General features: G+C 30.3%; 23 protein-coding genes. 18 read left to right on the top strand and 5 right to left on the bottom strand.

Annotation, left to right across the window (positions count from 1 at the left end; all coding sequences use genetic code 11):
- The first annotated feature begins 46 nt into the window (after positions 1–46).
- Positions 47–550, top strand: coding sequence for an RrF2 family transcriptional regulator (locus ACWJKS_RS16460; protein WP_462960033.1), 504 nt, complete (start codon positions 47–49; stop codon positions 548–550).
- Positions 551–765: 215 nt separating this feature from the next.
- Here ACWJKS_RS16460 and ACWJKS_RS16455 read toward each other — a convergent pair whose 3' ends face one another.
- Both ACWJKS_RS16455 and ACWJKS_RS16450 read right to left on the bottom strand, forming a co-directional pair.
- Positions 766–1,401, bottom strand: coding sequence for an oxygen-binding di-iron domain-containing protein (locus ACWJKS_RS16455; RefSeq protein ID WP_462960032.1), 636 nt, complete (start codon positions 1,399–1,401; stop codon positions 766–768).
- 327 nt (positions 1,402–1,728) lie between these two features.
- The gene (locus tag ACWJKS_RS16450; RefSeq protein ID WP_462960031.1) at positions 1,729–2,538 is read right to left on the bottom strand and encodes an aminoglycoside phosphotransferase family protein; all 810 of its coding nucleotides are present in this window, start codon (positions 2,536–2,538) and stop codon (positions 1,729–1,731) included.
- Positions 2,539–4,961: 2,423 nt separating this feature from the next.
- Here ACWJKS_RS16450 and ACWJKS_RS16445 point away from each other — a divergent pair.
- Positions 4,962–5,636 carry an ABC transporter ATP-binding protein gene (locus tag ACWJKS_RS16445; RefSeq protein ID WP_462960030.1) on the top strand — a complete coding sequence of 225 codons (675 nt, stop codon included), beginning with the start codon at positions 4,962–4,964 and terminating at the stop codon, positions 5,634–5,636.
- Between the two features lie 278 nt (positions 5,637–5,914).
- On the opposite strand, the gene ACWJKS_RS16440 is transcribed toward ACWJKS_RS16445, so the two are convergent.
- Together ACWJKS_RS16440 and ACWJKS_RS16435 are read right to left on the bottom strand one after the other, a co-directional pair.
- Positions 5,915–6,310 (bottom strand): DUF2178 domain-containing protein, encoded by a 396-nt coding sequence (locus tag ACWJKS_RS16440; RefSeq protein ID WP_220286349.1) that lies wholly within the window; start codon positions 6,308–6,310, stop codon positions 5,915–5,917.
- 4 nt (positions 6,311–6,314) lie between these two features.
- Positions 6,315–6,512 carry a helix-turn-helix transcriptional regulator gene (locus tag ACWJKS_RS16435; protein ID WP_165413788.1) on the bottom strand — a complete coding sequence of 66 codons (198 nt, stop codon included), beginning with the start codon at positions 6,510–6,512 and terminating at the stop codon, positions 6,315–6,317.
- Positions 6,513–6,996: 484 nt separating this feature from the next.
- Here ACWJKS_RS16435 and ACWJKS_RS16430 point away from each other — a divergent pair, with 484 nt between their 5' ends.
- A complete protein-coding gene (locus tag ACWJKS_RS16430) occupies positions 6,997–7,266 on the top strand; it encodes a DUF1294 domain-containing protein (RefSeq protein WP_216303908.1) in 270 nt (89 codons plus the stop codon).
- 698 nt (positions 7,267–7,964) lie between these two features.
- On the opposite strand, the gene ACWJKS_RS16425 is transcribed toward ACWJKS_RS16430, so the two are convergent.
- Positions 7,965–8,795, bottom strand: a complete 831-nt coding sequence (locus ACWJKS_RS16425) for a nitrilase-related carbon-nitrogen hydrolase (protein ID WP_220286350.1) — start codon at positions 8,793–8,795, stop codon at positions 7,965–7,967.
- Between the two features lie 146 nt (positions 8,796–8,941).
- Between ACWJKS_RS16425 and ACWJKS_RS16420 the strand changes: the two genes are divergently transcribed.
- From ACWJKS_RS16420 to ACWJKS_RS16350, 15 genes are all read left to right on the top strand, one after another.
- Positions 8,942–9,778: a YihY/virulence factor BrkB family protein gene (locus ACWJKS_RS16420; RefSeq protein ID WP_165413785.1), complete on the top strand. Its 837-nt coding sequence runs from the start codon at positions 8,942–8,944 to the stop codon at positions 9,776–9,778.
- Between the two features lie 349 nt (positions 9,779–10,127).
- The gene (locus ACWJKS_RS16415) at positions 10,128–11,999 is read left to right on the top strand and encodes a polysaccharide biosynthesis protein (RefSeq protein ID WP_462960029.1); all 1,872 of its coding nucleotides are present in this window, start codon (positions 10,128–10,130) and stop codon (positions 11,997–11,999) included.
- Positions 12,000–12,039: 40 nt separating this feature from the next.
- A complete protein-coding gene (locus ACWJKS_RS16410) occupies positions 12,040–12,624 on the top strand; it encodes a sugar transferase (protein ID WP_165413783.1) in 585 nt (194 codons plus the stop codon).
- 66 nt (positions 12,625–12,690) lie between these two features.
- Positions 12,691–13,605, top strand: coding sequence for an NAD-dependent epimerase/dehydratase family protein (locus ACWJKS_RS16405; RefSeq protein WP_462960028.1), 915 nt, complete (start codon positions 12,691–12,693; stop codon positions 13,603–13,605).
- Between the two features lie 41 nt (positions 13,606–13,646).
- Positions 13,647–14,894, top strand: coding sequence for a glycosyltransferase family 4 protein (locus ACWJKS_RS16400; protein WP_462960027.1), 1,248 nt, complete (start codon positions 13,647–13,649; stop codon positions 14,892–14,894).
- An 87-nt stretch (positions 14,895–14,981) separates the two neighbouring features.
- Positions 14,982–15,998, top strand: coding sequence for a polysaccharide biosynthesis protein (locus tag ACWJKS_RS16395; RefSeq protein ID WP_462960026.1), 1,017 nt, complete (start codon positions 14,982–14,984; stop codon positions 15,996–15,998).
- Positions 15,999–16,080: 82 nt separating this feature from the next.
- Positions 16,081–17,190: a capsular polysaccharide biosynthesis protein CapF gene (locus tag ACWJKS_RS16390; protein WP_220286353.1), complete on the top strand. Its 1,110-nt coding sequence runs from the start codon at positions 16,081–16,083 to the stop codon at positions 17,188–17,190.
- Between the two features lie 5 nt (positions 17,191–17,195).
- A complete protein-coding gene (gene wecB, locus ACWJKS_RS16385; protein WP_462960025.1) occupies positions 17,196–18,320 on the top strand; it encodes a non-hydrolyzing UDP-N-acetylglucosamine 2-epimerase in 1,125 nt (374 codons plus the stop codon).
- A 2-nt stretch (positions 18,321–18,322) separates the two neighbouring features.
- Entirely contained in the window at positions 18,323–19,462 is a 1,140-nt protein-coding gene (locus ACWJKS_RS16380) for a glycosyltransferase family 4 protein (RefSeq protein ID WP_462960024.1), read from the top strand.
- 16 nt (positions 19,463–19,478) lie between these two features.
- Entirely contained in the window at positions 19,479–20,894 is a 1,416-nt protein-coding gene (locus tag ACWJKS_RS16375; RefSeq protein ID WP_220319817.1) for an O-antigen ligase family protein, read from the top strand.
- 75 nt (positions 20,895–20,969) lie between these two features.
- Positions 20,970–22,049: a CDP-glycerol glycerophosphotransferase family protein gene (locus ACWJKS_RS16370; RefSeq protein WP_462960023.1), complete on the top strand. Its 1,080-nt coding sequence runs from the start codon at positions 20,970–20,972 to the stop codon at positions 22,047–22,049.
- A 13-nt stretch (positions 22,050–22,062) separates the two neighbouring features.
- Positions 22,063–22,773, top strand: coding sequence for a 2-C-methyl-D-erythritol 4-phosphate cytidylyltransferase (gene ispD, locus ACWJKS_RS16365; RefSeq protein WP_216303897.1), 711 nt, complete (start codon positions 22,063–22,065; stop codon positions 22,771–22,773).
- A complete protein-coding gene (locus ACWJKS_RS16360; protein WP_462960022.1) occupies positions 22,773–23,822 on the top strand; it encodes an alcohol dehydrogenase catalytic domain-containing protein in 1,050 nt (349 codons plus the stop codon). The genes ispD and ACWJKS_RS16360 overlap by 1 nt, the downstream gene beginning before the upstream one ends.
- Before the next feature lie 35 nt (positions 23,823–23,857).
- Positions 23,858–25,234: an oligosaccharide flippase family protein gene (locus tag ACWJKS_RS16355; RefSeq protein ID WP_216303895.1), complete on the top strand. Its 1,377-nt coding sequence runs from the start codon at positions 23,858–23,860 to the stop codon at positions 25,232–25,234.
- 112 nt (positions 25,235–25,346) lie between these two features.
- On the top strand, positions 25,347–26,438 hold the full coding sequence (locus ACWJKS_RS16350; protein ID WP_220319819.1) for a glycosyltransferase: 1,092 nt from the start codon (positions 25,347–25,349) through the stop codon (positions 26,436–26,438).
- The last annotated feature ends 28 nt before the right edge of the window (positions 26,439–26,466 follow it).

Below are 26,466 nucleotides of genomic sequence, written 5' to 3'. Positions count from 1 at the left end.
AGTATCATATGTGAAGATTATCTTGTTGTTTAGGAGGTAGAGCGTATTGCAATTTTCAATGGGAGTAGAGTATGCATTACATTGTTTATTATATATGGTAGATATTCCATCAGGAAAGACTGTCGGAATTAAAGATTTAGCGGCATTCCAAGGAGTTTCAGAAAGTTATTTATCAAAAGTATATACAAAATTAAGGAAGGCAGGGATTGTGAAGTCAATTCCAGGTGTTAATGGGGGATATGAGTTAGCACGTATTCCAGAAAGCATAACTTTTTGGAATATAGTTGAAGCAGTAGAAGGGACGGCCCCGTTATTTCAGTGTGCAGAGATTAGGCAAAATGAGATATTGTTAGATAAAAATAATTTGCCTGATACACATACAAAATGTCCTTGCATAATAAAAGTTGTAATGTTAGAAGCAGAAGACCAGATGAGACAGTTTTTGAACAATAAGACTCTAGGGTGGCTACATGAACAAGTTAGTAATAAGATCCCTGAAGAGCATGGAAAAGCAACGATTGAATGGTTCAATAATAGTAAATCACGATAAATTTAAGATGCTTAAGGTATTTGATAATTAATGTAGACTTTAAAAAATCATTGAGACCACTTATCTTAGTTTGTTTGAATTCTGGAAAGTATAAAAGAGAATAAGTTGACTAGCTGACAGCGCCCATGTATATCTGATTTGTTGTTGGATGTAGTAAGAAAAAAGCAACATAACTCATTTAGAGTTATGTTGCTTTACATAAATACTTATTTCTGTTAGAACTTAAGACATTGACCGTGACCTACAGCCGCAAACTTTGGATTTAATTCGGATAAAGCCTGCTGAACCTTTGCTCTTTGTTCTGTGCTTGGTATCTGCTCTAATGTGATATTATCTACTTCTTTCTGCCAGTTTCCATCTATTACTTCACCATTAAATTTTCCCATACCGAATATTAAATCACCGCTGAAGAATATTCCACGCTTGTTCTCCATAAGAAGAAGACCTTCCCATAGATGCATTTCTGAAGGGTAACTAATGAATTGAAGTTCATAGTCACTGCTAATCAATTTCTCACCAGGATTTTTAATTATTGCTTCATCTGTAATCCCAAATCCAATTAGCTGCCTTGCTGTGATTCTTGAACAAATTGTCTTTGCCTCAGGAAAATTCTTTAACAGTAAAGATAAGCCACCGCATTCGTCTGATTCAAAATGTGAAACAAAAACATATTTTAATTCTTTGTCGCCTAGAACTTCTTTTAATTGTGGTATTAGGGTTTCTGCTTGTTCTATGCTACCAGTATGAACTAAAATTGGTTCATCGGTTAACAAAACATATTGATGAAATGAAAGGTTAATAGGCGAAACATAACTGCTGAATTGGTATAAATCACTATAAATCATAGACATAGTATTATCTCCTTTTATGTATTTAAATTAGTATATCCTGAATAGGTTAAATCATCTCCTGCGGAGCTGAAATGTCGTTAAAAATAATTAATAGAGCAATTCTTTGGACTCTCTGATGTAAGCCATATTCTACACCAAGCAATAATAAAAGTCTATATTACTCCTATTGAGAAGAACAACACCATAAATAACATAGACCTTTTGTGTGGTATATTACTCAAAAATAAATACTCCTTCAATTCTTTTATTAAACACTTTTGATATTTTATAGGCAAGCATAATGGAAGGGTTATACTAAAGATCTAAACAAATCCAATTTTAAATAATTTAGATTTTTAACGTCTCCATTGTTTTGTCTATAAAATTTAATAGTGATGTTTTTTCATCTTTTGGTAACCATTCAGTAAGTCGCGCTGCAGCAACAGGAAGTTCCCATTGTTCAATTTGTTCAATATTAACTCCTGTTAGTTTTAGGTAATGGTTTATATATTCTAAATAAAACTTATTTCTAATAAAATTAATAATTTGTTTTTCAGGAAATGTTTTATTGGGAACAACACCAAACTTAAACATTATTGATGTCCTCGCAATATCGGTTAATGGATTCCCTTGAGTTGCAGTCATCCAATCGATGACTATTTCTCCGTCTTTTGTTATAAGTATATTATCTGGGTGGAAATCTCCATGACATAATATGTTATCATCTTTAAGTTTATCAATATATTTATACAACCTCGTTTTTATATCATCCGTTAATAACTCTGTATTTGAAATATTATCCTTGAGCCTTGTTTTATAAGTGGATAGCTTAAAATTAACCTTTTGCTGAATTGATTTATGCAATTCTGCTAATCGTTGTGCTTCTTTTCTTACTTTCCAGGGGCTAGATGCTACTACTTTCATCATAGTTATTCCATTAATTCGCTCATATACGATACCACTTCTATTATCAACTTCTATAAGTTCATAAACTTTCGGTGTTAAATTCAATTGATTATAAATGTTAATACTAACTTCATATTCATTTTGGATCGCCGTTTTAGGTAAATCGATTCTAAAAAGTTTTAAAATTTTATCTTGTCCCCACTCGAATACTTCAGCTGTTCTTCCTTCTCCGATTAATTTTCCCTTTTCCATATATCTTCTCCCATTCGCTAAGTTGCCCTACTATACAATTACGCAACAATTTTAAGTTAATTATACCATTATGTACCATAAGGTGTTTATCCGTTTTATATATTGGCATGAGCTGTATAGGGGATGCTGATGTAACTCTTAATACAAATAAAAGTGCCTGTAGTTTAAGAACGGTTTGTTTCAATTATTAGTATTTGGATTTGCAAACTAAATAACTGATAAATTGTATTATAAGTGCACTACCCATAATTACCATGATTGCTGAATGAGAATCCATTTTAATTTTTTCTGTCTTAATTAAAATTTCAAATATAAATATAAAACCAAATAGTATACTAAAACTCATTCTTTATTGTATCCACAATATGGAATATTTATGGAATTTATGTTAAACTATGGGAAAATAGATATACCTGTATAAAATAATGTAATATAATAACTTTTATAGATATATATGTATAAAAAAGATATAAAGGGGGTGATTTGTATGGGAATCGCTGTTGCTATAGTAGTAGGCGGAGTCATTGTTTTTTGGCCAAAAAAAGTACATTAATTAATCTAGCTCTAAAATATTTAATTTAATAATTATATAGGTTTAAATATAATTTTATTTCACGAAAAAAGTTAGAAGTTTAACTAAAGATTTTAAAAACAGAAGAAGGTTCTGAAAATATGATGATTTCACTAATACTTCCATTGATGTCACTTGAATAGGTATGACTATATAGTGAATTTTAAAGTTTACAATATATAACATAATTTCTTGCTAAACAGGCGTTCCATACAAGGAAGGCCTGTGCTATTATAAAATCTTAGGACTAAGACTCCAAATATAAAAATAAATGAAGTCCAAAGGTATACCAGTATTTAATAATTAACGATGGTGTGAAAATACTAAAGTTTAGTGCATATATTAGAAACATGATGTATTAAGTACTTTCAGATTATTAGATATTGTAAGGCTTTTAATATTCCATATATGTATTAAAACTATTGATAAATGTTGTCGCCTTATATTTAATGATTAGAATTTGAGGAAGGAAGAGAGTTAATGAGCAAATGGAAAATTTATTTAAAACATAAGTTGCTGCCTATAAATAAATTTAAAAAAATTAATATATTATTTATAGGGATTTTTTTATTAATAGTTACTTTCTTTATTATCATTCTTTTTTATAAAAAATTTAAATCAAACAGTGTATTTGAAGCGAATTATTGGGCAATGGGGTTAAATTTTATTGCATTATTAATCTGTTTTTTGTGGGGATCTTCATTAATATACAAATTTATAAATTCAAAAGAATTTGAATTTCTATCTAACTTTTCATTATCAAGAATTGATAAAATCTATATTTTTATTATTAAAACATTTTGGATAAACATAGTGTATATTGTAATTACTTTAATGACTTTAGAATTCATGCGTAAATCATCATTTTTTGAAAATGCTTATATATTGCTGAGTTTAGTGGCAATTTTTTTAATTATGAGTTTTGCTGAATTAATAATAATTATACTCATTAGAAAACTACGGTTCATTGAACTAAAATTTATATTTGCAGCGAGTTCGCTAATTATATTTTCAAAACTATTAATTATAGATTTATTGTATAGAAATGGTTTTAATGATTTCTTTAATAATTATCTAATCTATCTAGGGAAACTAAAATTTGTACTGTTTTTATTCACCGAGTTTATAACCCCAAGCATGAATCAGGTAATTAATATATTAGCGCTTCTTACGGTCACTTTTTTTATTTTATTATTTCTTATAAATTCAAATGATATAAACACTTCAAAATCTATTATTAAATATAACAAATTTATTTTTTTTAATAAACCAAAAAAAATATCGCCTATAAAAAGCTTTCTATTAAAAGATATTATTTTGGTTCGGAAAGTATATTTGTTCATCATACTCCAAATTTTATTTGTTTTTATCTACATAATGAATGTAGTATCTATTTCAAAGGCTCAGAGTATTTTGATTTTTATACTATGTGCTATATTTACTTACTTATTTTTATTTATCAGTGTCGATATGTTTAATTTTGAAATAAATCATATATGGATTATAAAATCATTACCAATAAGTAATAAACACTTTTTTATGTATAAGGTAGTAAATAGTTATATTGTATCTATTACAACACCCATAATAATTTTATTAATAAGTCTACTGCTAAATAAGATATTAGTAATGAATTTCTTTATTTATATTTTATCATTATTGATTATTGGATTTTTATTTTGTTTTACCTTGTGTAGTATCGTATATGTGTTTTTTCCTAAAACTGAAGGGACTAATGCATTATTATTAATAATAAATTTCATTATCTTTATTTTTCCTCCTATTATGATTTTAGTCATAATAATTTGTTTGAGAAGTACAAAAAATAAGCTGAATGATATAGAGGTGTGATATGTTAATATTAAAAAATATTAAAAAATTATATGAAAATGGTAGAGGAATAAAAGATATTTCAATTGAAATTACATCAGGAAAAATATTAGCTATTCTGGGACCTAATGGTTCTGGAAAGTCCACAGCTTTAAAGGTCATTGCTGGAATATTAAAACCAGATGAAGGGGTGTGCACCATTTTTAATTATAACACTTTAGAAACAGATACTAAAAAATATATTGGCTATTTACCAGATGAGCCTTTTCTATACGAAAATTTATCCCCAATTGAGTTTCTTAACTTTGTACAGTCTATGAAAGAAATTAAAGAAAATACATATAATGAAAATATATTGCATGAATTTGGAATGTGGGAATATAGAAATCAGCAGATAAAAACCTTTTCTTTGGGAATGAAAAAGAGAATTGCTTTAATTTCTGCTATAGTAAGTGCTCCAAAACTATTAATTTTAGATGAGCCTACTAACGGCTTGGATACCAAGAGTATACTAGTTATGAAAAAATATATAAATAAATTGAAAAACGACGGTTCAATTATTGTTATATCTAGTCATATACTTGAATTTGTATCTAAAATTACAAATAACATTGTTTTTATAAAAGATGGAGCTATTGTGAAAAAAATAAATAGTGAATGTAATCTGGAACAAATTTATACAGATATATATTTGTAAAAAATATAATTTAAATACTTTATCATAACTTCTTATTTATATATATATGGATACAATCGACATGCGTATGAAAATAGGCCACGTGAAGTCGCTAATTGTTATTGTATCTAAGCTATTTGTAGTGTCTTTACTTTTATCAATTTTAAGTCAATTATACCATTATGTACCATAAGATGTTTATCCGTTTTATATATTGGCATGAGCTGTATAGGGGATGCTGATGTAACTCTTAATACAAATAAAAGTGCCTGTAGTTTAAGAACGGTTTGTTTCAATTATTAGTATTTGGATTTGCAAACTAAATAACTGATAAATTGTATTATAAGTGCACTACCCATAATTACCATGATTGCTGAATGAGAATCCATTTTAATTTTTTGTGTCTTAATTAAAATTTCAAATATAACCATAAAAACAAACAGCTTATCAAAACTCATGCTTTTAGATTTATCACTAACAAATTTTTTTCTTTCATCTTCATATCGTTCATTTGTGTTGCCTTTTGTCTTCCATAATAGATAAATAAGATAAATAAAAGATAGGCCGCCTAATAAAAATCCTGACCAATAGCCATTCTTTTTTGTTACAAGGTCAAAAATACCCATTCCTATAAAAAGAACTGACCATACTCCAGCACCTATAATTAGTGAATCACCTTGCTTCTGATTTTTCATTATTTTATTCCTCCTCAAAAATAAATACTTCCTCAATTTTTTTATTAAACACTTTTGATATTTTATAAGCAAGCATAATGGACGGGTTATACTTACCCTTTTCTAAAGATATTATTGTCTGCCTTGAAGTTTCTAATAACTTTGCTAAATCCTCTTGTGTTAAATTGCTTCCTTCTCTTAAACTCTTTATAAGATTTTTCATTCAAACACCTCTTTCACGTAAAGGTAACTTTACAATTTATTATACATCAACGAATTTCAAATATAAAGTCGCCTTTACAAATTTTTTAAATTTAACAGATTTTTGTATTTATAAATATAGTCAAAAAAATGAAAGTAACGTAATGGCTATTATTTGTGAATGAAAAAACATTTTGACGTACGTAAAAATGTACAGTACTATATAGATATATTTAACGACATTTCAGAAGGGAAGGCTCCCACTTCTATAAGTAGGAGTTGCCTACCCTAACAAATAAAAAACTTCAGTGGGAGTATGAATATCCTTCTGAAGTCGTTAATGTAGCTTTTACGAAGCTGTTGCAGCTCCGCAGGAGATGATTTAACGACATTTCAGAAGGGAAGGCTCCCACTTCTATAAGTGGGAGTCCCTATATAGATATCAAGTAAAAAGGTGCTATAATAACGTTTTTTTACTAATAAACAATTAAAATGGAGGAAAAAACATGGAATTATTTTTATATTATATTTTGGCGATTAACTTATACGGTATTTTTGCCATGTATTCAGACAAGAGAAAGTCGCAAAAGGGGAAATGGAGAACTCCAGAGAACACCCTTTTCACTATAGCTTCTGCTTTTGGGGCTTTGGGTATTTTTATAGGAATGCGTTTATTTAGGCATAAAACTAAGCATAACAAGTTTGTAATAGGGATACCATTGATCCTTGTAGTTCAATTGTTTGTATTTTTCAAATACATTTATAAAATGATATAATTCTTATAATTTTGCCTTGAAATGTTAGCGCTTTGAGGGTATAATAAAGGGAAATTATAGGAATGAATAAGGACCATAAGAAGGCAATATGATTATTTCAAGATTGTGGATAACTATTCTGTAAAATTAAATAAATTATTATAAAAACTGTATTTGTTAGTATAATACGGTTTAAAAGCATATACTATAAAAAGTTATCCTCTTTTAGTGGATAACTTTGTTTAAATTGTGGATAGATTGTAAATTATCTGGAAATAGTAAGCTTGAAATTTCTTCTGTTATGGATATTAAGTCTCTATTATAATGATAGAAAACATTAAAGAGCACTACTTACGTTACGGTCTGATATTCACATTTTTACAAAAATTTACATGGTTCTATAAGTTTCATAATTTTGTCTTGAAATTTTACTATTTTGAGGTTATAATAGGTGACGTGCTACTTATATAATATAAAAAGTAGGCAATAACTTATAAAGAAACTTTGAATTTAAAAAGAAATTAAATGATAAATCAAATAAAACATTATGTTATAAGAGTTTGACAAGTAAAGTTCAAATTTGTGGATAACTAGTGTATAAAATTGAATAAATTTTCACGAGACTGTATTTATTATCAAAATATAGTTTATTTAGCGTGCTAATAAACAAAGTTATCCCCCTTTAGGGGATAACTTTGTCTGAATTGTGGATAAGATTTTTAATTGCTTGAAAACAATTCACAATACAAACTTTCTTTTCTATCTGATTTAAGTCTAAATTTTTCTCTAATCTGAGTTACGTTCTCCTCAGAGATATCCGCTATAACTAAACCTTCATCCATATATAAGTTGCTTATTACGTTGCCTAGTGGATCTACAATCATGGAGTCACCACTGTAGGTTAATCCATTTCCTTCACCTATTCGGTTTATACCTGCTATATAACACTGATTTTCTATGGCCCTTGCTTTGAGTAAGGTAATCCAGTGATCACGTCGATCTACAGGCCAGTTAGCTGCAATGGTTATTAAGGTAGCAGTCTTAGATGCTATCTGAAATATTTCTGGAAAACGTAAATCGTAGCAGATGAAAGGGACGATAGTAAAGTTAAAAGCATTGAAGTAGTTGATTTTATTTCCACTTTGGTAAAATTCAGTTTCGCATCCAAAGGAAAAAGGATGAATTTTAGTGTAAGTCACAAGAGTCTTGTCTTGGGGCACGTCTCGATGCATTACTCGTGGCACGCCTCCATGTACTACCGGAGGCGCCACTACAGAGTATTTGTTTTTACTGTTTGTTCTTCCTTCTACATATCCAAAGCCTATGAAAATATTAAATTTAGAACTCATTTCCTTGAAAAATTCTACGGTTTCATTATTATCTTCTCCTATTAAAGAAGTGTTCACAGAAAAGCCTGTTAAAGTCATTTCAGGGAAAAAAATAATATCCACATTTTCAGTAGTTGCATGCTTTATAAATTGTATTGCGGTTTCTTTATTCTTAGTTTTATCTTCCCAAACAATATCCAATTGAGCTAGTGCTAATTTCATAGTATCGACTCCTTATTAATAATATCTTCATATAATACATATTATATCAGAGTAAGAATAAAATGCGGAAGCATTGAATTTCTCCTGCGTGTTTTGCAGTTGAACTGAAAACAGTATATAAATTGTAACGAAAAGGTGGTTACTTTATGTTAAATAATTTAAAACAACTTGTATGTAGAGTTATAGATGATGATATTACTGCATTGGCAGCTCAACTGGCTTATGATTTATTGTTGTCTTTTTTTCCTTTTTTATTGCTACTAATTAGCATGTTAAGTTATAGTAATCTAGAAAGTAAAGATGTGCTGATATATCTACATCAAATAATGCCCAAGAGTGCTTTTGATTTAATTTACACTACAGTTATAGAGGTGCTGGATTCAAGAAATGTGAATTTACTATCCATAAGTATAATAGGTATAATGTGGTCAGGATCTAGTGGTTTTAGAGCTATTATAAAGGGATTAAATAAAGCCTATGATGAGGAAGAGACAAGACCTTTTTGGAAAACCTTAGCTATATCTATATTATTTATGCTAGGGCTTGTAGTAGCTATTATTGTGGGAGTAGCCCTAGTAGTTTTTGGACAAATGATAGGTGGGGTTATTGCGACGCGTTTAAATTTATCTAGTAAGTTTATATTAGATTGGGATATTATAAGATACCTAGTATCTTTAGGTGGGATGTCAGTTACATTTGCAGCATTATATCATTATACTCCTTGTAGAAGATTAACATGGATAGAGGTAATACCTGGAGCTATTGTTAGTACTTTAGGGTGGTTAATATCTTCATTAGGTTTTGCGTATTATGTTAATAATTTTAACAACTATTCTGGTCTGTATGGTGGAATAGGAGCAGTAATAGTGCTTATGCTTTGGCTTTATATAATTTCCATAATAATACTATTAGGGGGAGAGGTTAATGCGTTGTTAGCCTTTGAGCGAGAAGGCAAACAAAAACCTAGGTGTAAAAAGTATTAACGACATTTCAGGTCCATAGGAGATAATTAGCTCCATGGGAGATAATGAATAGCTCCATGGGAGATAAGTAGCTCCATAGGAGATAATTTAACTAGAGTTATTATGTGAAATTGGCTAGTATTTAATGATATAATGATATAATGGATAGCATATAAGATCTAAAAAATAGCTTTGAATTGTGAAATTTCAAGTTTCATAAAATATTAACACTTATTTAAAGGTATTATGGTATACTTAATACTGCAGTGAAACTGAAAAAAAGTGTATTAAATTGTAATTAATACATTTTTTGATAACATTAGAAAAAACAATCATATTTTATTATATATAAAATAAAGAGGTGCATTATATGAAAACTCTAGGAAAATGGAAAAAACCAATATTAATACTAAGTGATGCAGTGCTAATAAACTTAGCATATATATTAGCTATCTTTTTCAGATATAATTATAAAAATTTCAAGTTCTATTCAAGTGACTTTAAAGAAATAGCGTTAATTGTGACAGTTATCTACATAGCTTGCTTTTTTGTCTTTAAGCTTTATGAAAGCCTTTGGACTTATGCAAGTATAGATGAATTTATGATGGTTATAGGTGCGTGTCTTACTGGGAACATTGCTACTACAATTTTCATTAGAATTATTGGACATAATTATGCCTATGGGGTAAGCATAGTATCTTGCGCTTTTAGCATTATTTTTATAGTTGGACTTAGGATGTCCTTTAGAATCTTTGATAGATTCGGAAACATTGTAAATTGTAATGTTAGTAAAGGTGCTCGAAAGAGAGTAATGATAGTTGGTGCTGGAGCAGCTGCAGCTATGGTTATAAAAGAAATGAAGAGCAGTAACCAAAGTAAATATGTACCGGTAGCTGTAATTGATGATGAAGATTACAAAAAAGGAAACACTATTATGGGAGTGAAGGTTCTTGGAAGTAGAGAAGGCATACCTAATATAGCAAAAGATAAGGATATAGAAACCATACTTATAGCTATTCCTACTATAAAAGATGAAGATAAAAAACAAATACTCGAAATATGCAAAAAAACAAGTTGCAAGATAGAAATTATTCCAGGAATGTATGACATAATAGACGGGAAAGTTTCCTTAAGTCAAATTAGAAAAGTAGAGATTGAGGACTTACTGGGTCGTAAAGCAGTAGATCTTGATATGGAAGGCATCGCAAGTTTTATTCGCGATAAAACCATACTAGTAACAGGCGGCGGTGGATCTATTGGTTCTGAATTATGTCGTCAAATTATAAAATTTGAACCTAAGAAATTAATTATTTTTGATATATATGAAAATAATGCTTATGATCTTCAAATGGAACTTCAGTATAAATATCCGAAATTAGATTTAATAGTATTAATAGGATCTGTTAGGGATAAACAAAGACTTGAGAATGTATTTGAAAAGTATTTACCCAATATAGTTTTCCATGCAGCGGCACATAAGCATGTTCCACTAATGGAAGAAAGCCCTATGGAAGCTATAAAAAACAATGTGTTTGGAACATTTAATATGGCAGAGTGCGCGAATAAATTTAATGTAGAAAAATTCGTGATGATATCCACAGATAAAGCGGTAAACCCAACCAATGTCATGGGTGCTACTAAGAGAATGTGTGAAATGATTATACAATCTATGGACAAAATAAGTAAAACACACTTTGTGGCAGTTAGATTTGGAAATGTATTAGGAAGTAACGGGTCCGTTATACCCCTATTTAAAAACCAAATAGCTCATGGTGGTCCAGTTACACTTACTAATAAATATATAACTAGGTTCTTTATGACAATACCCGAAGCAGCACAATTGGTACTTCAATCGGGAGCATACGCAAAAGGCGGAGAAATTTTTGTGCTTGATATGGGGCAACCTGTTAAGATATATGATTTAGCGTGGGATTTAATAAGGCTTTCAGGATTTGAGCCAAACAAAGACATTAAGATAGAAATCACGGGGCTTAGGCCGGGAGAAAAGCTTTATGAAGAACTATTAATGAGTGAAGAGGGACTTATTAATACTAAACATGAAAAGATTTTTATTGGTAAACCAACGTTTAGTGATTTGGATGTTATGAAAGATAGATTGGGAGAGCTTAATGCTATTATCGAGAAAGATGATGTAACATTATTACTCTCAAAAATAGAAGAAATAGTTCCGACATATAATAGAAGTACTGCGGAAATTGAAGACACCAGTGTAGAAGAGTAATAAAAAAGTAGAGTAATTTTAAAAAAACAGGGGGCATAATATGGAGAGATTTCTGGATGTTATAATTAGTATACTTATAATAGTGTTGTTATCGCCGCTATTTTTAATTATAGGAATAATCATAAAGCTTAATTCAAAAGGGCCAATATTTTTTACCCAGATGAGAATAGGCAAAAATAATGAATTATTCAAATTGTATAAATTTAGGACAATGAAAATTGGAACTCCTAATGTAGCAACTGATAAACTTGATAATTCAAAAAGTTATATAACGTGCATTGGTAAAATCCTAAGAAAAACTAGTATTGATGAGCTTCCACAATTAATTAATACACTTATTGGGGATATGACTTTTGTGGGACCAAGACCTGCTTTATATAATCAGCTTGAGCTTAAGGAAATGAGAACAAAGGCAGGAGTTCATAAACTACTTCCAGGAGTTACTGGATGGGCTCAAATTAATGGACGAGATGAGAATGATGATTCTGAAAAAACAGCACATGACGTATATTATTTAAACAATAAATCATTATCACTTAATGTGAAAATATTATTTAAAACGGTATCCAAAGTTTTAAAAGCAGAGGGTGTCCGCGATGATGGGCAAAAAAAAAGTAGAGCTTAAGACTATTAGCGATACTGGTAAGCTGAGACATATGAAGCTTTCTGCTAAGAAGGAGATGATGTTGAGATGAAAAAAATACTTATAACAGGATCTAATAGCTATATTGGTACATCCATTGAGAAATACCTAGAGAAATATTCTGATGAATATTCTACAGACACATTGGATATGAAGGACGATTCATGGAAAGAAAAAGATTTTACGCAGTATGATGTAATCTTTCACGTTGCAGGTATAGCGCACGTCTCATCAGACCCTAAAATGGAAGAGTTATATTATAAAGTCAATCGTGATCTTACCGTAGAGACTGCTAAGAAAGCAAAGAAAGCTGGCGTTAAGCAGTTTATTTTTATGAGTAGCATTATTGTTTATGGTGATAGTAGCAATGTTAACGGGGAAAGAATCATAGATAAAAACACTGCTCTAATTTCCAGTAATTTTTATGGAGACAGTAAAATTCAAGCAGAAAAAGGAATAAAACCTTTAGAGAGTGATGATTTTAAAATTGTTATTCTTAGACCACCTATGATTTATGGGAAAGGGTCTAAAGGGAATTACCCGAAATTAGCAAAACTTGCTCAGAAGCTGCCTGTTTTCCCTGACATTGACAATAAGCGAAGTATGCTTCATATAGATAATTTGTGTGAGTTTATTAGATTGATGATTGTAAATGAAGAGAGCGGACTATTCTTTCCACAAAATAGTGAGTACGTTAAGACTTCAGAGATGGTGAAGCTTATTGCAGAATCTCATGGCACGGGAATTAGGTTAACTAAAATATTCAACCCCTTATTACGTCTTATGGGTTTAAAAGTCCAAACATTTAGTAAGGTATTTGGCAGTTTGGTTTATGAGAAGAGCATGTCTGATTATAAAGAGGATTATAGAATTAGAGATTTGAAATCATCGATCATTGTAACAGAAACGGTTACCACAACAGAATCGGTTGCTACAACAGAAACGGTTGATACAAAAAAATAAGTTGTGGAAAAATAGAAATACTAAAGAAGGGGGATAATGAGATGAAAAAACACATTTTAGTTATAGCGCAATATTTTTACCCTGAACAATTTCGTATAAATGATATTTGTATAGAATGGGTTAAAAGGGGATATAAAGTAACAGTTATAACTGGAATACCTAATTATCCCAAAGGTGAATATTATGAGGGGTATGGACTGTTTAAGAAGCGAAAAGAAATGTATAATGGTATTGAGATAATTAGGATACCACTAATACCCAGAGGAAAGAGCTCAGTAATGCTTGCTTTAAACTATTTGTCCTTTGTTGTATCCGGATTCTTTTGGAAGATGTTCACAAAAATAAAAGCTGATTATGTATTTATATTTGAGGTATCACCCATGACACAAGCTTTACCTGGTGTATGGTATGCTAAAAAAAGAAAGATACCATGTTACTTGTATGTTCAAGATCTTTGGCCTGAAAATGTTGAAATAATTACAGGTATAACTAACAAAAGGATAATTGGCGCTATAGGTAAGATGGTTGACCATATATATTCCGGCTGTACTCATATTTTCACCACATCAAATAGTTTTGTTAAATCAATACACAATCGTGGCGTTGCACTAGATAAGATAGAGTACTGGCCACAATATGCAGAAGATTTTTATGTGCCTCTTGAGAAAGCGTGCATTGAAGAAATTCCAAATGATGACGCATTTAATATAACTTTTGCCGGTAATATTGGTAATGCACAAGGGTTAGATATATTGCCCAAAGCTGCAACATTTATAAAAGAGAAAAATATAAATAAAAAAATCCGATTTAACATTATCGGAGATGGTCGATATAAAGAAGAATTAATGCAACTTGTACATAAGGGTGAGTTGGAAGACATGTTTAATTTTATTCCAAAACAACCTGGAACCCGGATTCCAAAGTTTATGGCAGCAAGTGACGTCGCTTTCTTGTGCTTAACAGGTAGCCCGCTGTTTTCAATGACTATTCCGGCTAAACTACAGTCATACATGGCTTGTGGTATACCAATTATTGCATCAGCCGACGGTGAGACTGATAAAATAATCAAAGAATCAAATTCAGGTGTTTGTGGCCCAGCTGGAGATGCGCAGATACTCTCAGATATGATAATAGAGCTCGCTAATGAATCACCAGAACTTTTAACAAAGCTCGGGGCAAATGCAAGAAATTACTATGATAATAATTTTAACAAGCAAGAATTGTTAAATAGGATAGATAAATATTTTGTAAAAAATTTAGTAGTGGAACAATTAAACAATAATATTTAAATAACAATTAAAAAATAACTTGTTGAACTAGTAAATAATAACTAGCTTAACAAGTAAATAATAATTTGAAATTGGAGGAGATATACCATGTTTAAAGGTAAAACATTATTAATTACAGGAGGAACAGGTTCTTTTGGGAACGCTGTAATGAAAAGATTTCTTGATACAGATATAGCAGAAATTCGTATATTCTCAAGGGACGAAAAGAAACAAGATGATATGAGAAAATTATATAAAAATGATAAAATTAAATTCTACATAGGTGATGTACGGGACATAGCCTCTGTAAAAAATGCTATGCATGGAGTAGATTATATATTCCACGCAGCTGCTTTAAAACAAGTTCCATCTTGTGAGTTTTTTCCTCTAGAAGCGGTAAAAACTAATGTAATAGGAACAGATAATGTGCTTACAGCAGCAATTGAGTATGGAGTCAAAAAAGTAATATGTCTTTCCACTGACAAAGCAGCATATCCAATAAATGCTATGGGTATTTCAAAAGCTATGATGGAAAAAGTATTTGTGGCTAAAGCTAGAACAGTATCTCCGGATAGGACACTTATTTGTGGTACTAGATATGGAAATGTTATGGCATCAAGAGGATCAGTAATTCCACTATTTATTGAACAGATAAAGAATGGAGAATGTTTAACTGTAACAGATCCTAATATGACTAGGTTCCTTATGAGCCTCGATGAGGCTGTGGAACTTGTAATATTTGCATTTGAAAATGCCAAGGCAGGCGACATAATGGTTCAAAAATCTGATTCATCAACAATACGAGATTTAGCACAAGCAGTGGGTGAATTATTCAATTCGAAAAATGAAGTTAAAATTATAGGTACTCGTCATGGAGAAAAGCTATACGAAACACTTCTTACAAAAGAAGAGTTTGTAGTTGCTCAGGACATGGGGGGATTTTTCAGAGTTCCAGCAGATAAAAGAGATCTTAACTACGATAAATATTTTGTTGAAGGCGATATAAAACTATCCACAGAGCAAGAATATAACTCTCAAAACACTGGAATTCTTAATGTAGAGCAGATAAAAGAAAAGTTACTTAAACTTGATTATATACAAGAAGAATTAAAAACCAATTCTTAAATTAGTGAAGTCCACAATATTAGGTATTAATACTTAGTATTGTGGAATTGTTTAAATAAAACAGACGAAATGTGAGGTAAATATGAAAATACTTGTTACTGGCGCAAAAGGATTTGTAGGAAAAAACATTATAGCAGAACTTAAAAATAAAGGTTATACAGATATATTTGAATATGATTTAGGAACTGAAGAATCACTTCTTGAAAAATACACTAAAGAATGTGAATTTGTTTTTCATCTAGCTGGAGTTAATCGCCCAAAAGATGAAAGTGAATTTATGGAAGGTAATTTTGGATTTACATCAGTGCTTCTTGACCTTCTTAAAAAAAATAATAATAAAGCACCGGTGCTTATAACATCTTCTGTGCAAGCAGAAAAAGAAAATCCTTATGGCATTAGCAAAAAGGCAGGCGAAGATTTATTATTTGCTTACAATAAAGAAACTGGGGCAAAGGTACTGGTTTATAGATTGCCAAATTTATTTGGTAAATGGAGTAGACCTAATTATAATACTGTAGTAGCTACCTTCTGTCATAATATTGCAAGAGGCATAGAAATACAGATATCAAATTCAGATGCTGATTTAGATTTATGTTATATAGATGATGTATTAGATGAATTTATTAGAGCATTAGAAAACATGGAAAGCAAAAAAGACGAATATTGTTATGTACCTATTGTGCATAATATTAAACTAGGGGACCTTGCGCAAAAGATAAGAAGCTTTAAGGAAAGCAGATCTGACTTAAGTGTGCCAAATATGGGTGATGAACTTACTAAAAAGCTTTATAGTACTTACTTAAGCTTTTTACCAGAAGATAAATTTTCTTATGACTTAAAAATGAATAAAGATAACAGAGGATCTTTTACGGAATTTATTAGAACAGCTGAAAATGGACAAGTTTCGGTAAATGTATCCAAACCTGGAATAACAAAAGGTGATCATTGGCACCATACTAAAAACGAAAAGTTTATGGTGGTTAGTGGTGAAGGAGTTATTAGATTTAGAAAGATAGGAACAGATAAAATAATTGAATATAAAGTTAATGCAGATAAACTAGAAGTAGTAGATATTCCTACAGGATACACTCACTCTATTGTAAATATTGGTGAGAACGATTTAGTGACAATAATGTGGGTTAATGAATGCTTTGATCCAAAAAAACCAGACACATTTCACTTGGAGGTATAGAACTTATGAAAAAACTTAAAGTAATGACAATACTAGGAACAAGACCTGAAATAATAAGACTATCAGAAGTTATAAAAGCTTGTGACAGATATTTTGATCATATTCTTGTACATACAGGTCAAAATTGGGATTATACACTTAATGATGTTTTCTTTAAAGAGCTAGAGCTTAGAGAACCAAATTACTTTTTAGGAGTTGTAGGAAGTGATCTTGGAGAAACTATGGGTAACATAATAGCTGAGAGTTATAAAATATTAGTTAAAGAAAAACCAGATGCATTAGTAATACTTGGGGATACAAACAGTTGCCTTAGTGTTATTGCTGCTAAAAGATTAAAAATCCCTGTATTCCATATGGAAGCAGGAAACAGATGTTTTGATCAAAATGTACCTGAAGAAATAAATAGAAAAATAGTTGACGTTACAAGTGATGTTAATATGGCATATACAGAGCATGCGAGAAGATATTTGTTATCAGAAGGAATGAGAAAGGAATATACTTTTGTTACTGGATCACCACTTCCAGAAGTTTTCCATAGATATATGGACAAAATTGATGAAAGTCCCGTGCTCGAAACATTAGGCCTTGAAAAAGGTAAATATATTTTGGTAAGTGCTCATCGAGAAGAAAACATAGATAATGAAGAAAACTTTAAGAGTATAACAGATGCGTTAAATGCAATAGCAGAAACTTATGATATGCCAGTTATATATTCAACACACCCAAGAAGCTGGAAAAGAATTGAAGAAAAAGGAATAGTATTTCATAAAAATATAAAACAATTAAAGCCATTCGGTTTTTATGATTACAATAAACTTCAAAAAGATTCATTCTGCGTTTTATCTGATAGTGGATCACTTGCGGAAGAAACGAACATTATGGAGTTTCCAGGGGTTTCAATAAGAACAAGTACTGAAAGACCAGAAGCAATTGACAAAGGTTCAGTAATACTTGGTGGAATAACTTCTGATAGCATAACTCAAGCTATAGAAATGATAACTATGCAAAAATTATTAGGAGAAAAAACTGTGAAAGCTCATGATTATACAGATATAAATGTTGGTATAAAGGTTGTTAATATTATTCAAGGGTATACAAGCGCCATAAACAAGTTTATATGGAGGAAGTAATAATGAGTCCAGAAAAAAAGAAGAAAATTTTAATGATAGGACCATTTCCAGACCCTATAACAGGTATGTCTGTGTCTAATCAAATGCTTTTAGCTGGCTTATTAGAAAATGGCCATGAAGTTGAATTTATAGATAGTAATGCAGAAAGAACTTTTACAAGTTTAAAGGCACAAGGTAAATTTAGTATTAAAAAAATATTAAATAGTGTTAGGCCAATAGCTATTGGATGCTACAAGATATTATTTCAAAAATTTGATGTAGTGTATATTACGCCTGCACAAAGTTATTTGGGATTTTTGAAGTATACTCCATTTATAAACGTGGCTAATTTTAAAAAAACCAAATGTTATATTGAATTTCATGGTGGATTTGTCCGCGTTATGTATGACTCAGTAGATGTAAAAAAGCAAAAAGCATTAACATCTTATTTTAATAAAACAGATGGTGTTATAGTTCTAGGTGATTCACTAAGATCAATGTTCGATGGAATACTTGAAAAAAATAAAGTTTTTGTTTGTGAGAATGGCGTTCAGGACGAATATATGCTGACAGAGAAAGAATTTGCGCAGAAATTACAAAAAAATCAACTGAATAATAATTGTAAAATAGAAGAATTAAAAATATTATATTTAAGTAACCTAATGCAGAGCAAAGGTATTTTAGATTTACTGAAGGCTTGCATAAAACTTAAAAAAGAAAATTTCAAATTTCATTTAAATTTAGCAGGTAACATAGAAGCAGAAATAGTTAATACTGTTAATGAAATGAGTAAAGAACTTGGGGGGCACGTTACATATCATGGGGTTGTTAAAGGTGATAAAAAAGCAGCTCTACTTAAAGATAATCATGTATTCTGTCTTCCTACATATTATCCAAATGAAGGTCAACCAATTTCCATTTTAGAAGCAATGGGGAATGGGCTCGCTATTATAACCACAACTCAAGGTGGGATAATAGATATATTTAAGGATGGAGAAAATGGAGCGGAATGCAATAAAAAAGATCCAGATTCAATATGTGAAGCTATAAAGAAATGTAATGAAAACTATATTAAATATTCTAAAAAAAATTATCATGAATGTTTAGCTGAGTATAATAGAAAAGCATTTGTAGGTAGAATAGAAAATATTATCTTAAAGTAATAAAGGAGAAGAAAGTATGAGCTTTTTTTTATCATTTAACAAACGGTTTTGGGTTATAGCACTTGTCTGCCTATTAATAGTAGGAACTATAGTATTATTTCCCATGGGACCTGTGAGCATTGCCTTATCAGAAATAATTGCAATAGGATTTTTTCTTTACTTGTTTATTTATCGTGGGGTATATAAGCGTAATTATATTTTCCCTGTATTATCAAAAAAAGTATTTAGGATATTGTTTGGATTTGGTATATATTTCGTTATACTATTTGGTGCGCGAACTATACTACATTTACCATTCAAGGATACAATATGGCCAATAAGATCATTAATACTTGGTTCATCTATATTTTTTCTAATTGATGAATACAAACCAAAAGTAAACCAGCTTTTAAGTGGAATAATAGTTCTTTATTCTGCATTAAATATAAGAGAATTAATCGATTGTTTTAGATTTTCAGATATTCGAAAATTGAAGTTTTTAGATAATATCAATATATATATGTATATATGTATCATGTTTATTTCTTTTACAGTATGGGCAATAAAAGAAAGCAAGGAAAAAAGATTACCATCATGGATTGCACCAATTGCATATACAAATATGGGGATAAGTATGGTTTTTGCATTCCTTTCCGGGGGTCGCTCAGGATGGGTAATGATGGGGGGCGTACTTACAGTATCCTTTTTATTAGTATTTGGATTTAAATGGTGTTCACTTAAAAAAGTTATATTATTTACTATGGCATGTATTGTTGTTACAATAATTGCTACATCACTAAATTTTATGAAATCCAAAAGTAATGTATATAGATCATTTTCTGTTATTGTTACTAGAATTCCAGGCCTTGCACAACCAAAACCTGAAGATGCAGAAGAGGATAGTGTAGCAACTACTGAAGCTAGTGATAAAATACGTGGCATATTCTGGGCAAAAGCATGGACTTCAATAAAGAAGAATCCTGTTTTGGGAGCTGGTACATTTGCAGTAGCATATAAGGAAATACCCACTAAAACTCAAGTAGAAACACCAACTGCGGAGCAAACGCCTATAAAAGAGAAAACATCTACGAAAAAGATAGAACCGAAAAAAGAATTAACACCTATGCAGGAGCAAATAGCCAATGCAAACAAAGCACCACGACCTGCCCATAATTTCATACTTGAAACTTGGATGGGATGGGGACTAGTAGGGTTAATATTATACCTTGCAGGTTTATTTTCTGCTTGTTATTATGTAGTAATTAAATTGAAAAATATTCCATTGCAATTCAGGATTTGTTGCGTACTTCCTATTGTGTCAGCAGCATTTATAAGTTTGATACAATCATTTATACTTTTAAATTTCCAAGCGACATATATTATGTGGTTTTGCCTTGGAATTGCATCAGCGGCAGATCACCACTACAAAGAAAGCAAAACTGGTAACATTTAAATACAGAACCTATGGGGAATAGCTTCGCAGAAGATAAATAGCTTCGTAGGTGATAATTAAGGTGGGAGAAAAACTTTGAAAAAGAGAATATTATTAACATCTCAGACTGAAGATAATATAAAAGCTTTACTCAATTATTATGAAAAAAACATAAAAAAAAATAGATCTGACATTGTAGTGGAATATAGCAGTTTTTATAAGTATAAAAATATTAAAATCTTACACTATATTATAAGAGCAAGTCAGATGCTTAAAAATTATTCTGCTGTTGTTTCTGATTATACAACTAGCGTTTTTTCAAAAACTAAAAATGGTGTTTTTATGAGTCATGGGTATGGCACTAAAAATACTCCAGGAAATAGTGAGCTTGATATTAAAAAAACAATGGATATCTATAAGGGTATTAGAACTAAAATAAAAAATGTTGTAACACTATCTGAAAGAGATAGCACGTATTTTTTAAGATCTACAGAACTTGATAAGTGTCCTCTTCCAAATTATATGCCACTTGGATTACCAAGAAATGATATGTTGTTTGACAAAGAATACATCTCTGGATGTAGGGAAAAGTTCGACTCAAAACATAATACTTTCGGAATGAAAATTTTATTGTTTTGTCCAACTTGGAGAGGTTACGAAATAGAAAAAGCTTTCCCATTTACTGAAGAGGACTGGATAAAGTTTGATGAGTTTATGGGACAGCAAAACTTTAAAATGATTTATCGTCCTCACTATTTAGAGAGGCTAATAGATGATAAAGTTTTTGATAATATGAGTAACATTTTAACAATGGATTTTGATGAAGAAATGTCCACTCAAAGTATCCTGGCAGTGTCTGACATGCTACTTACTGATTATAGTTCAATTTATGTGGATTACTTAGTACTAGATAGACCAATTTGTTTTATGCCATACGATATAGAGCAGTATGAAGAAAAACGAGGACTTGCTATAGATTTCACTAGCTATATAGATACTCCTGGTCCTAAATTAAAATGCATTGATAATTTAATGAGTTACATAAAAGATACGAGCAAAAAGGATGAATATATAGCTATTAGAGAAGCAGCTCAAAAGAACTTCTATCATTACTTGGATGGAAATAGCTGCAAAAGAGTGTGGAGTTTAATATTAGATCTTGTAGATAAAAAATAGGAGGTAGATATTAATGAATATTGCTATTATACTTGCCGGTGGAAAAGGTACTAGAATGGGTATAGTTGATCAACCTAAGCAGTTTATTGATATATATGGTAAACCAATAGTTGTACATACAATTGAAGCATTTGATATACATGAACAAATAGATGCAATAGCTGTTGTTTGCCTTAAAGAATGGCATGAGGATATAAAGATATGGACTAGAAAGTTCGAACTTAATAAAGTGAAATGGATAGTGGATGGTGGAGAAACAAGACAGGAATCCGTTTTAGCGGGGCTTAAGGCAATTGAAGAAGATGTAACATCGGATGATATTGTAGTTATTCATGATGCTGCAAGGCCACTAATTTCTCATAGAATAATAGGTGATAATATTGAAGGGGCTAAAGAATACGGCGCCGTAGATACTGTTATCCCTGCCACTGATACTATAATTCAAAGCAAAGACGAGAATACTATATCGTCTATTCCAGTTAGAAAAGAGTTATATTTAGGTCAAACTCCTCAAAGTTTTAAATATTCAACTATAATGGATGCTCATAAAAGTGCGGCAAAATCGAAACTTCAAGATTCTACTGATGACTGTAGGGTAGTATTAAATTATGGCGAAAAAGTTCATCTAGTAAACGGAGATAAACTCAATTTTAAGATTACTACAATGGAAGATTTACTTTTATTAAAGTCCATAATTAAAATGAGTAAACTGGAGAGAATATAATGTTAACGCGAGGATTTAAAATAGTTCAGTCTAAGAGATTTGAAATTTATATAGAGGATTTAGAAGTGTGTACAGGACATGTAGTAGTAAAGATTGAAACAGCAGCTATATGTAAAGCTGATTTAAGGTATTACCTTGGCAGTCGTGACGAGCGAACACTTAACTTAAAATATCCAATAAATTTGATTCATGAAGCTATAGGTACTGTAGTGAAAGATCCTACAAACTCCTTTAATAAGGGAGATAAAGTTGCACTAGTCCCAAATATAATGATTCCAAAAGATAAACAAGATGAATTTGATATTGCTTTATCTAGTGATAAAAGATTAGGAGAAAACTACTGCCCTAAAGCATTATTTGCCTCAAGTAGTTACAATGGATTTTCTAAGGATTATATTGCATATCCCGCATACAATCTTGTAAAGATAGAGGATAATATTGATTCGAATATTGCTGTGTTCTCAGAACTAATTTCTGTGGCAAATACAGCAATTCGTAGAATAGTATTAAAACCGGATGATGTTATAGGGATCTGGGGTGATGGCATCCTTGGGTATATAATATGCAGCGTATTAAAGCAGATACACAATGGTCCCATTATAGTGATAGGCCATAACAAAGAAAAATTAGAAAAATTTGTTGGTGTTCAAACTTACCTATCAAATGATTCAGATATTAAGAAAAGCAAAATTAATGTTGCATTTGAATGTATAGGTGGCGCTGCGTCTGAGAGTGGAATTGATGAGATTATTAACTCAATACTTCCAGGATCTAAAATGGTATTAACAGGTGTATCAGAAAATCCCGTAAAAATTAATACCCGAAAGGTATTAGAAAAAGGATTAGCATTTTATGGAATTACAAGAAGCAATGTAGAAGATTTTAAATTTGCAGCAGAGCTACTTAAAAAACCTGACTTTAGATCGGATATTTCAAAATTAATTTTAGAGGTAGCACCTATCTATGGAATTAAAGATTATTATAGAGTATTCGAAGTAGAATCAGAAAATAGGGCACTTGGAAAATACATTATGAATTTTAAATTTTAAAGCAATATAAATTAAATGAAATTAGAGGAAATTAAATGAATATAAAAAAATCAGTAAGAGTAATATTTGTAGAATGCTTTGGGATATTGATTGGCATATTGAATGGATTACTGATACCAAAGGTTCTTGATATGCAATCCTATGGTTATCTAAAAACATTTACGTTATATATAACATATGCAGGAATGCTCCATTTTGGATTCTCAGATGGAATGTATTTAATATTGGGTGGTAAAGATATAACAGACATAAAAAAAGAAAAAATAAAAGGCTATTTCTATGTTATGCTAAAGATTGTAATAGCTGCAGTAGCTATTTTATTTATAGTTTCAATATTTTTTATGAAAGATATAGCGTTTAGGTACTTTGTATTTTATATATTACCGTTTCAGATTGTGTTATTTGTTTCTCTATTATATAGAGCAACAGGTGAATTCAACAAATATGTAGTAATAAGAATAGCGCAAAATATAGTAAATTTATCATCTATTCTTGCAGTTATATTAATTATAAAATCGCCAATTTTATATATGCAGATTCAAGTTGTTGGAAATATGGTTTTAGCAATTGTTAGTGGAGCGTTAATTATTTTCTCAGCAAAAAAATCAGAAAAGATAAAGCGCTCAGAAATAAAATCCATAACAAGTATGGGTTTTACTATAATGATAGCAAACGCTATAAGTCTTCTATTTGTTACTTTGGATAGATGGTTTGTTAAAATAAAATTCACAGACAATGATTTCGCATTTTATTCTTTTGCGGTATCGATGCTAAGCTTATTTATAGTTTTAATAAATTCAATCACAGTCTTGTTTTATCCTTATCTAGCAAGAAGTAAGGATGACGCAAAAGTCGTCTCAAATGTTAAAAAATACATTATATTAATATGTAGTTTTGCACCTGCTGGTTATTTTGTGCTGGAGTTTATAGTAAAGAGCTTCCTAAAAGAATATATACCATCCTTAGAAGTGCTAGGAATATTAATAATAGGGATACCGTTCATTTCTTTAACAAATGTTTTATATGCAAATCTTTATAAAGTAGGAAAAAGGGGCAAGGAGTATTTAATTGTAGCCTCTAAAATGGTAGCATTAGCATTTATATTAAATGCATTTGCGACATACGTATTAAAGAATCCCGTAATGATTGCATATGCTACACTTGTTACTTTAGTTGTATGGTATGTATATTCTTCATTTGACTTTAAGGGACTTGAAATACACAAAAATGAGATAATACATTTTATAGTATATTTGTGTTGTTATCAAATTGTTAGGATAATTCCTATTCCATCATTAATCAAAGCGTTTATGTTTATTATCAGTATGATGATTACAGAATACATTTTATTTAATGCTGATATTAAAGACATATTCTTAATGATAAAGAGTAGAAAAAAAGATAGAGTATAAAAATTATAATAAAACAACCGAAATGTATAACAATACATTTCGGTAGTTTTTGTTTGTTTAAAAATTACTTGGATATAATTTAAATATAAGTATTAATGAGGAGAGTGCGACAATGAATGGTAAAAAAATAGATATATCAAAAAATATCTCGATTTTGATACCGGCTTTTAATCCGGATACTAAACTAATAACTTTAGTAGACAATCTTACAAAGGCAGGTTTTACAAATATTAGCATAGTGGATGATGGAAGTAGTGAGGAGTATAAACCAATTTTCAATGAATTGGGGCTTAAAAAACAATGTAACATATTGGTTCATGCAAAAAATATGGGCAAAGGTAGAGCACTTAAAACAGGTTTTAATTATTTTCTTAACAATTGCAAAGATTGCGTTGGAATTGTTACGGCGGACGCTGATGGCCAGCATGGTATTGAAGATATTATAAAAGTTTCACAGAGGCTAATAGATAATCCAGAAAAATTAATATTAGGGTCTAGAAACTTTTCAAAATCAAATATTCCTTTCAGAAGCAGGTTTGGAAATATAATGACTAGAAGGATGTTTGGACTCATAGCTGGAATAAAAGTAAGGGATACCCAAACAGGGTTAAGAGCTATTTCATCGGATTTTGCGTTGGATTTAATGAGTGTTAATGGAGAAAGGTTTGAGTATGAAACCAACATGCTACTTGAATGCAAGAGCAAAAATATTGCTATTGATGAAGTATGTATTGATACTATTTACATAGAAGAAAATAAATCATCCCATTTTAATCCAATAAAAGATTCAATAAAAATTTATGGAGTTTTCTTTAAATTTATGTCATCATCATTTTTATCTTTTGTTTTGGACATTGGCTTATTTACGATGTTTACAAAACTATTTTATAATCTAACACCGGAATATTTCATTTTGTTATCAACTATTGTTTCCAGAATTATATCTTCCTTATTTAACTATAATGTAAATAAAAATGCAGTATTTAAACATAAAACTTATGATAAATTAGTCTTAGTTAGATATTATGTGTTATGTTTAACACTTATGTTAGTGTCAGGACTAAGTGTATCGGCTACTTGGTTTGTTTTCAAACGTTCTGAGGTTGTTATAAAAGTTATAATAGATGGTATCTTGTCACTTATAAGTTACAAAATTCAAAAAGAGTGGGTTTTTAAGAAAATGAACATTTCAGAGGAGTTGTAATATGTATCTAATACTCATCTTTGCGTTA

It is taken from the genome of Clostridium sp. CM038, assembly GCF_055081105.1.
The sequence above is the reverse complement of the archived record's forward strand: the minus strand, read 5'-3'. Positions and strand labels throughout refer to the sequence as shown.

What these genes read in the sequence shown, in the direction of transcription:
- ACWJKS_RS16455 (WP_462960032.1), bottom strand. Translation starts at nt 1,401, where the DNA reads ATGTCTATGATTTATAGTGATTTATACCAATTCAGCAGTTATGTTTCG.
- ACWJKS_RS16450 (WP_462960031.1), bottom strand. Translation starts at nt 2,538, where the DNA reads ATGGAAAAGGGAAAATTAATCGGAGAAGGAAGAACAGCTGAAGTATTC.
- ACWJKS_RS16445 (WP_462960030.1), top strand. Translation starts at nt 4,962, where the DNA reads ATGTTAATATTAAAAAATATTAAAAAATTATATGAAAATGGTAGAGGA.
- ACWJKS_RS16440 (WP_220286349.1), bottom strand. Translation starts at nt 6,310, where the DNA reads ATGAAAAATCAGAAGCAAGGTGATTCACTAATTATAGGTGCTGGAGTA.
- ACWJKS_RS16435 (WP_165413788.1), bottom strand. Translation starts at nt 6,512, where the DNA reads ATGAAAAATCTTATAAAGAGTTTAAGAGAAGGAAGCAATTTAACACAA.
- ACWJKS_RS16430 (WP_216303908.1), top strand. Translation starts at nt 6,997, where the DNA reads ATGGAATTATTTTTATATTATATTTTGGCGATTAACTTATACGGTATT.
- ACWJKS_RS16425 (WP_220286350.1), bottom strand. Translation starts at nt 8,795, where the DNA reads ATGAAATTAGCACTAGCTCAATTGGATATTGTTTGGGAAGATAAAACT.
- ACWJKS_RS16420 (WP_165413785.1), top strand. Translation starts at nt 8,942, where the DNA reads ATGTTAAATAATTTAAAACAACTTGTATGTAGAGTTATAGATGATGAT.
- ACWJKS_RS16415 (WP_462960029.1), top strand. Translation starts at nt 10,128, where the DNA reads ATGAAAACTCTAGGAAAATGGAAAAAACCAATATTAATACTAAGTGAT.
- ACWJKS_RS16410 (WP_165413783.1), top strand. Translation starts at nt 12,040, where the DNA reads ATGGAGAGATTTCTGGATGTTATAATTAGTATACTTATAATAGTGTTG.
- ACWJKS_RS16405 (WP_462960028.1), top strand. Translation starts at nt 12,691, where the DNA reads ATGAAAAAAATACTTATAACAGGATCTAATAGCTATATTGGTACATCC.
- ACWJKS_RS16400 (WP_462960027.1), top strand. Translation starts at nt 13,647, where the DNA reads ATGAAAAAACACATTTTAGTTATAGCGCAATATTTTTACCCTGAACAA.
- ACWJKS_RS16395 (WP_462960026.1), top strand. Translation starts at nt 14,982, where the DNA reads ATGTTTAAAGGTAAAACATTATTAATTACAGGAGGAACAGGTTCTTTT.
- ACWJKS_RS16390 (WP_220286353.1), top strand. Translation starts at nt 16,081, where the DNA reads ATGAAAATACTTGTTACTGGCGCAAAAGGATTTGTAGGAAAAAACATT.
- wecB (WP_462960025.1), top strand. Translation starts at nt 17,196, where the DNA reads ATGAAAAAACTTAAAGTAATGACAATACTAGGAACAAGACCTGAAATA.
- ACWJKS_RS16380 (WP_462960024.1), top strand. Translation starts at nt 18,323, where the DNA reads ATGAGTCCAGAAAAAAAGAAGAAAATTTTAATGATAGGACCATTTCCA.
- ACWJKS_RS16375 (WP_220319817.1), top strand. Translation starts at nt 19,479, where the DNA reads ATGAGCTTTTTTTTATCATTTAACAAACGGTTTTGGGTTATAGCACTT.
- ispD (WP_216303897.1), top strand. Translation starts at nt 22,063, where the DNA reads ATGAATATTGCTATTATACTTGCCGGTGGAAAAGGTACTAGAATGGGT.
- ACWJKS_RS16360 (WP_462960022.1), top strand. Translation starts at nt 22,773, where the DNA reads ATGTTAACGCGAGGATTTAAAATAGTTCAGTCTAAGAGATTTGAAATT.
- ACWJKS_RS16355 (WP_216303895.1), top strand. Translation starts at nt 23,858, where the DNA reads ATGAATATAAAAAAATCAGTAAGAGTAATATTTGTAGAATGCTTTGGG.
- ACWJKS_RS16350 (WP_220319819.1), top strand. Translation starts at nt 25,347, where the DNA reads ATGAATGGTAAAAAAATAGATATATCAAAAAATATCTCGATTTTGATA.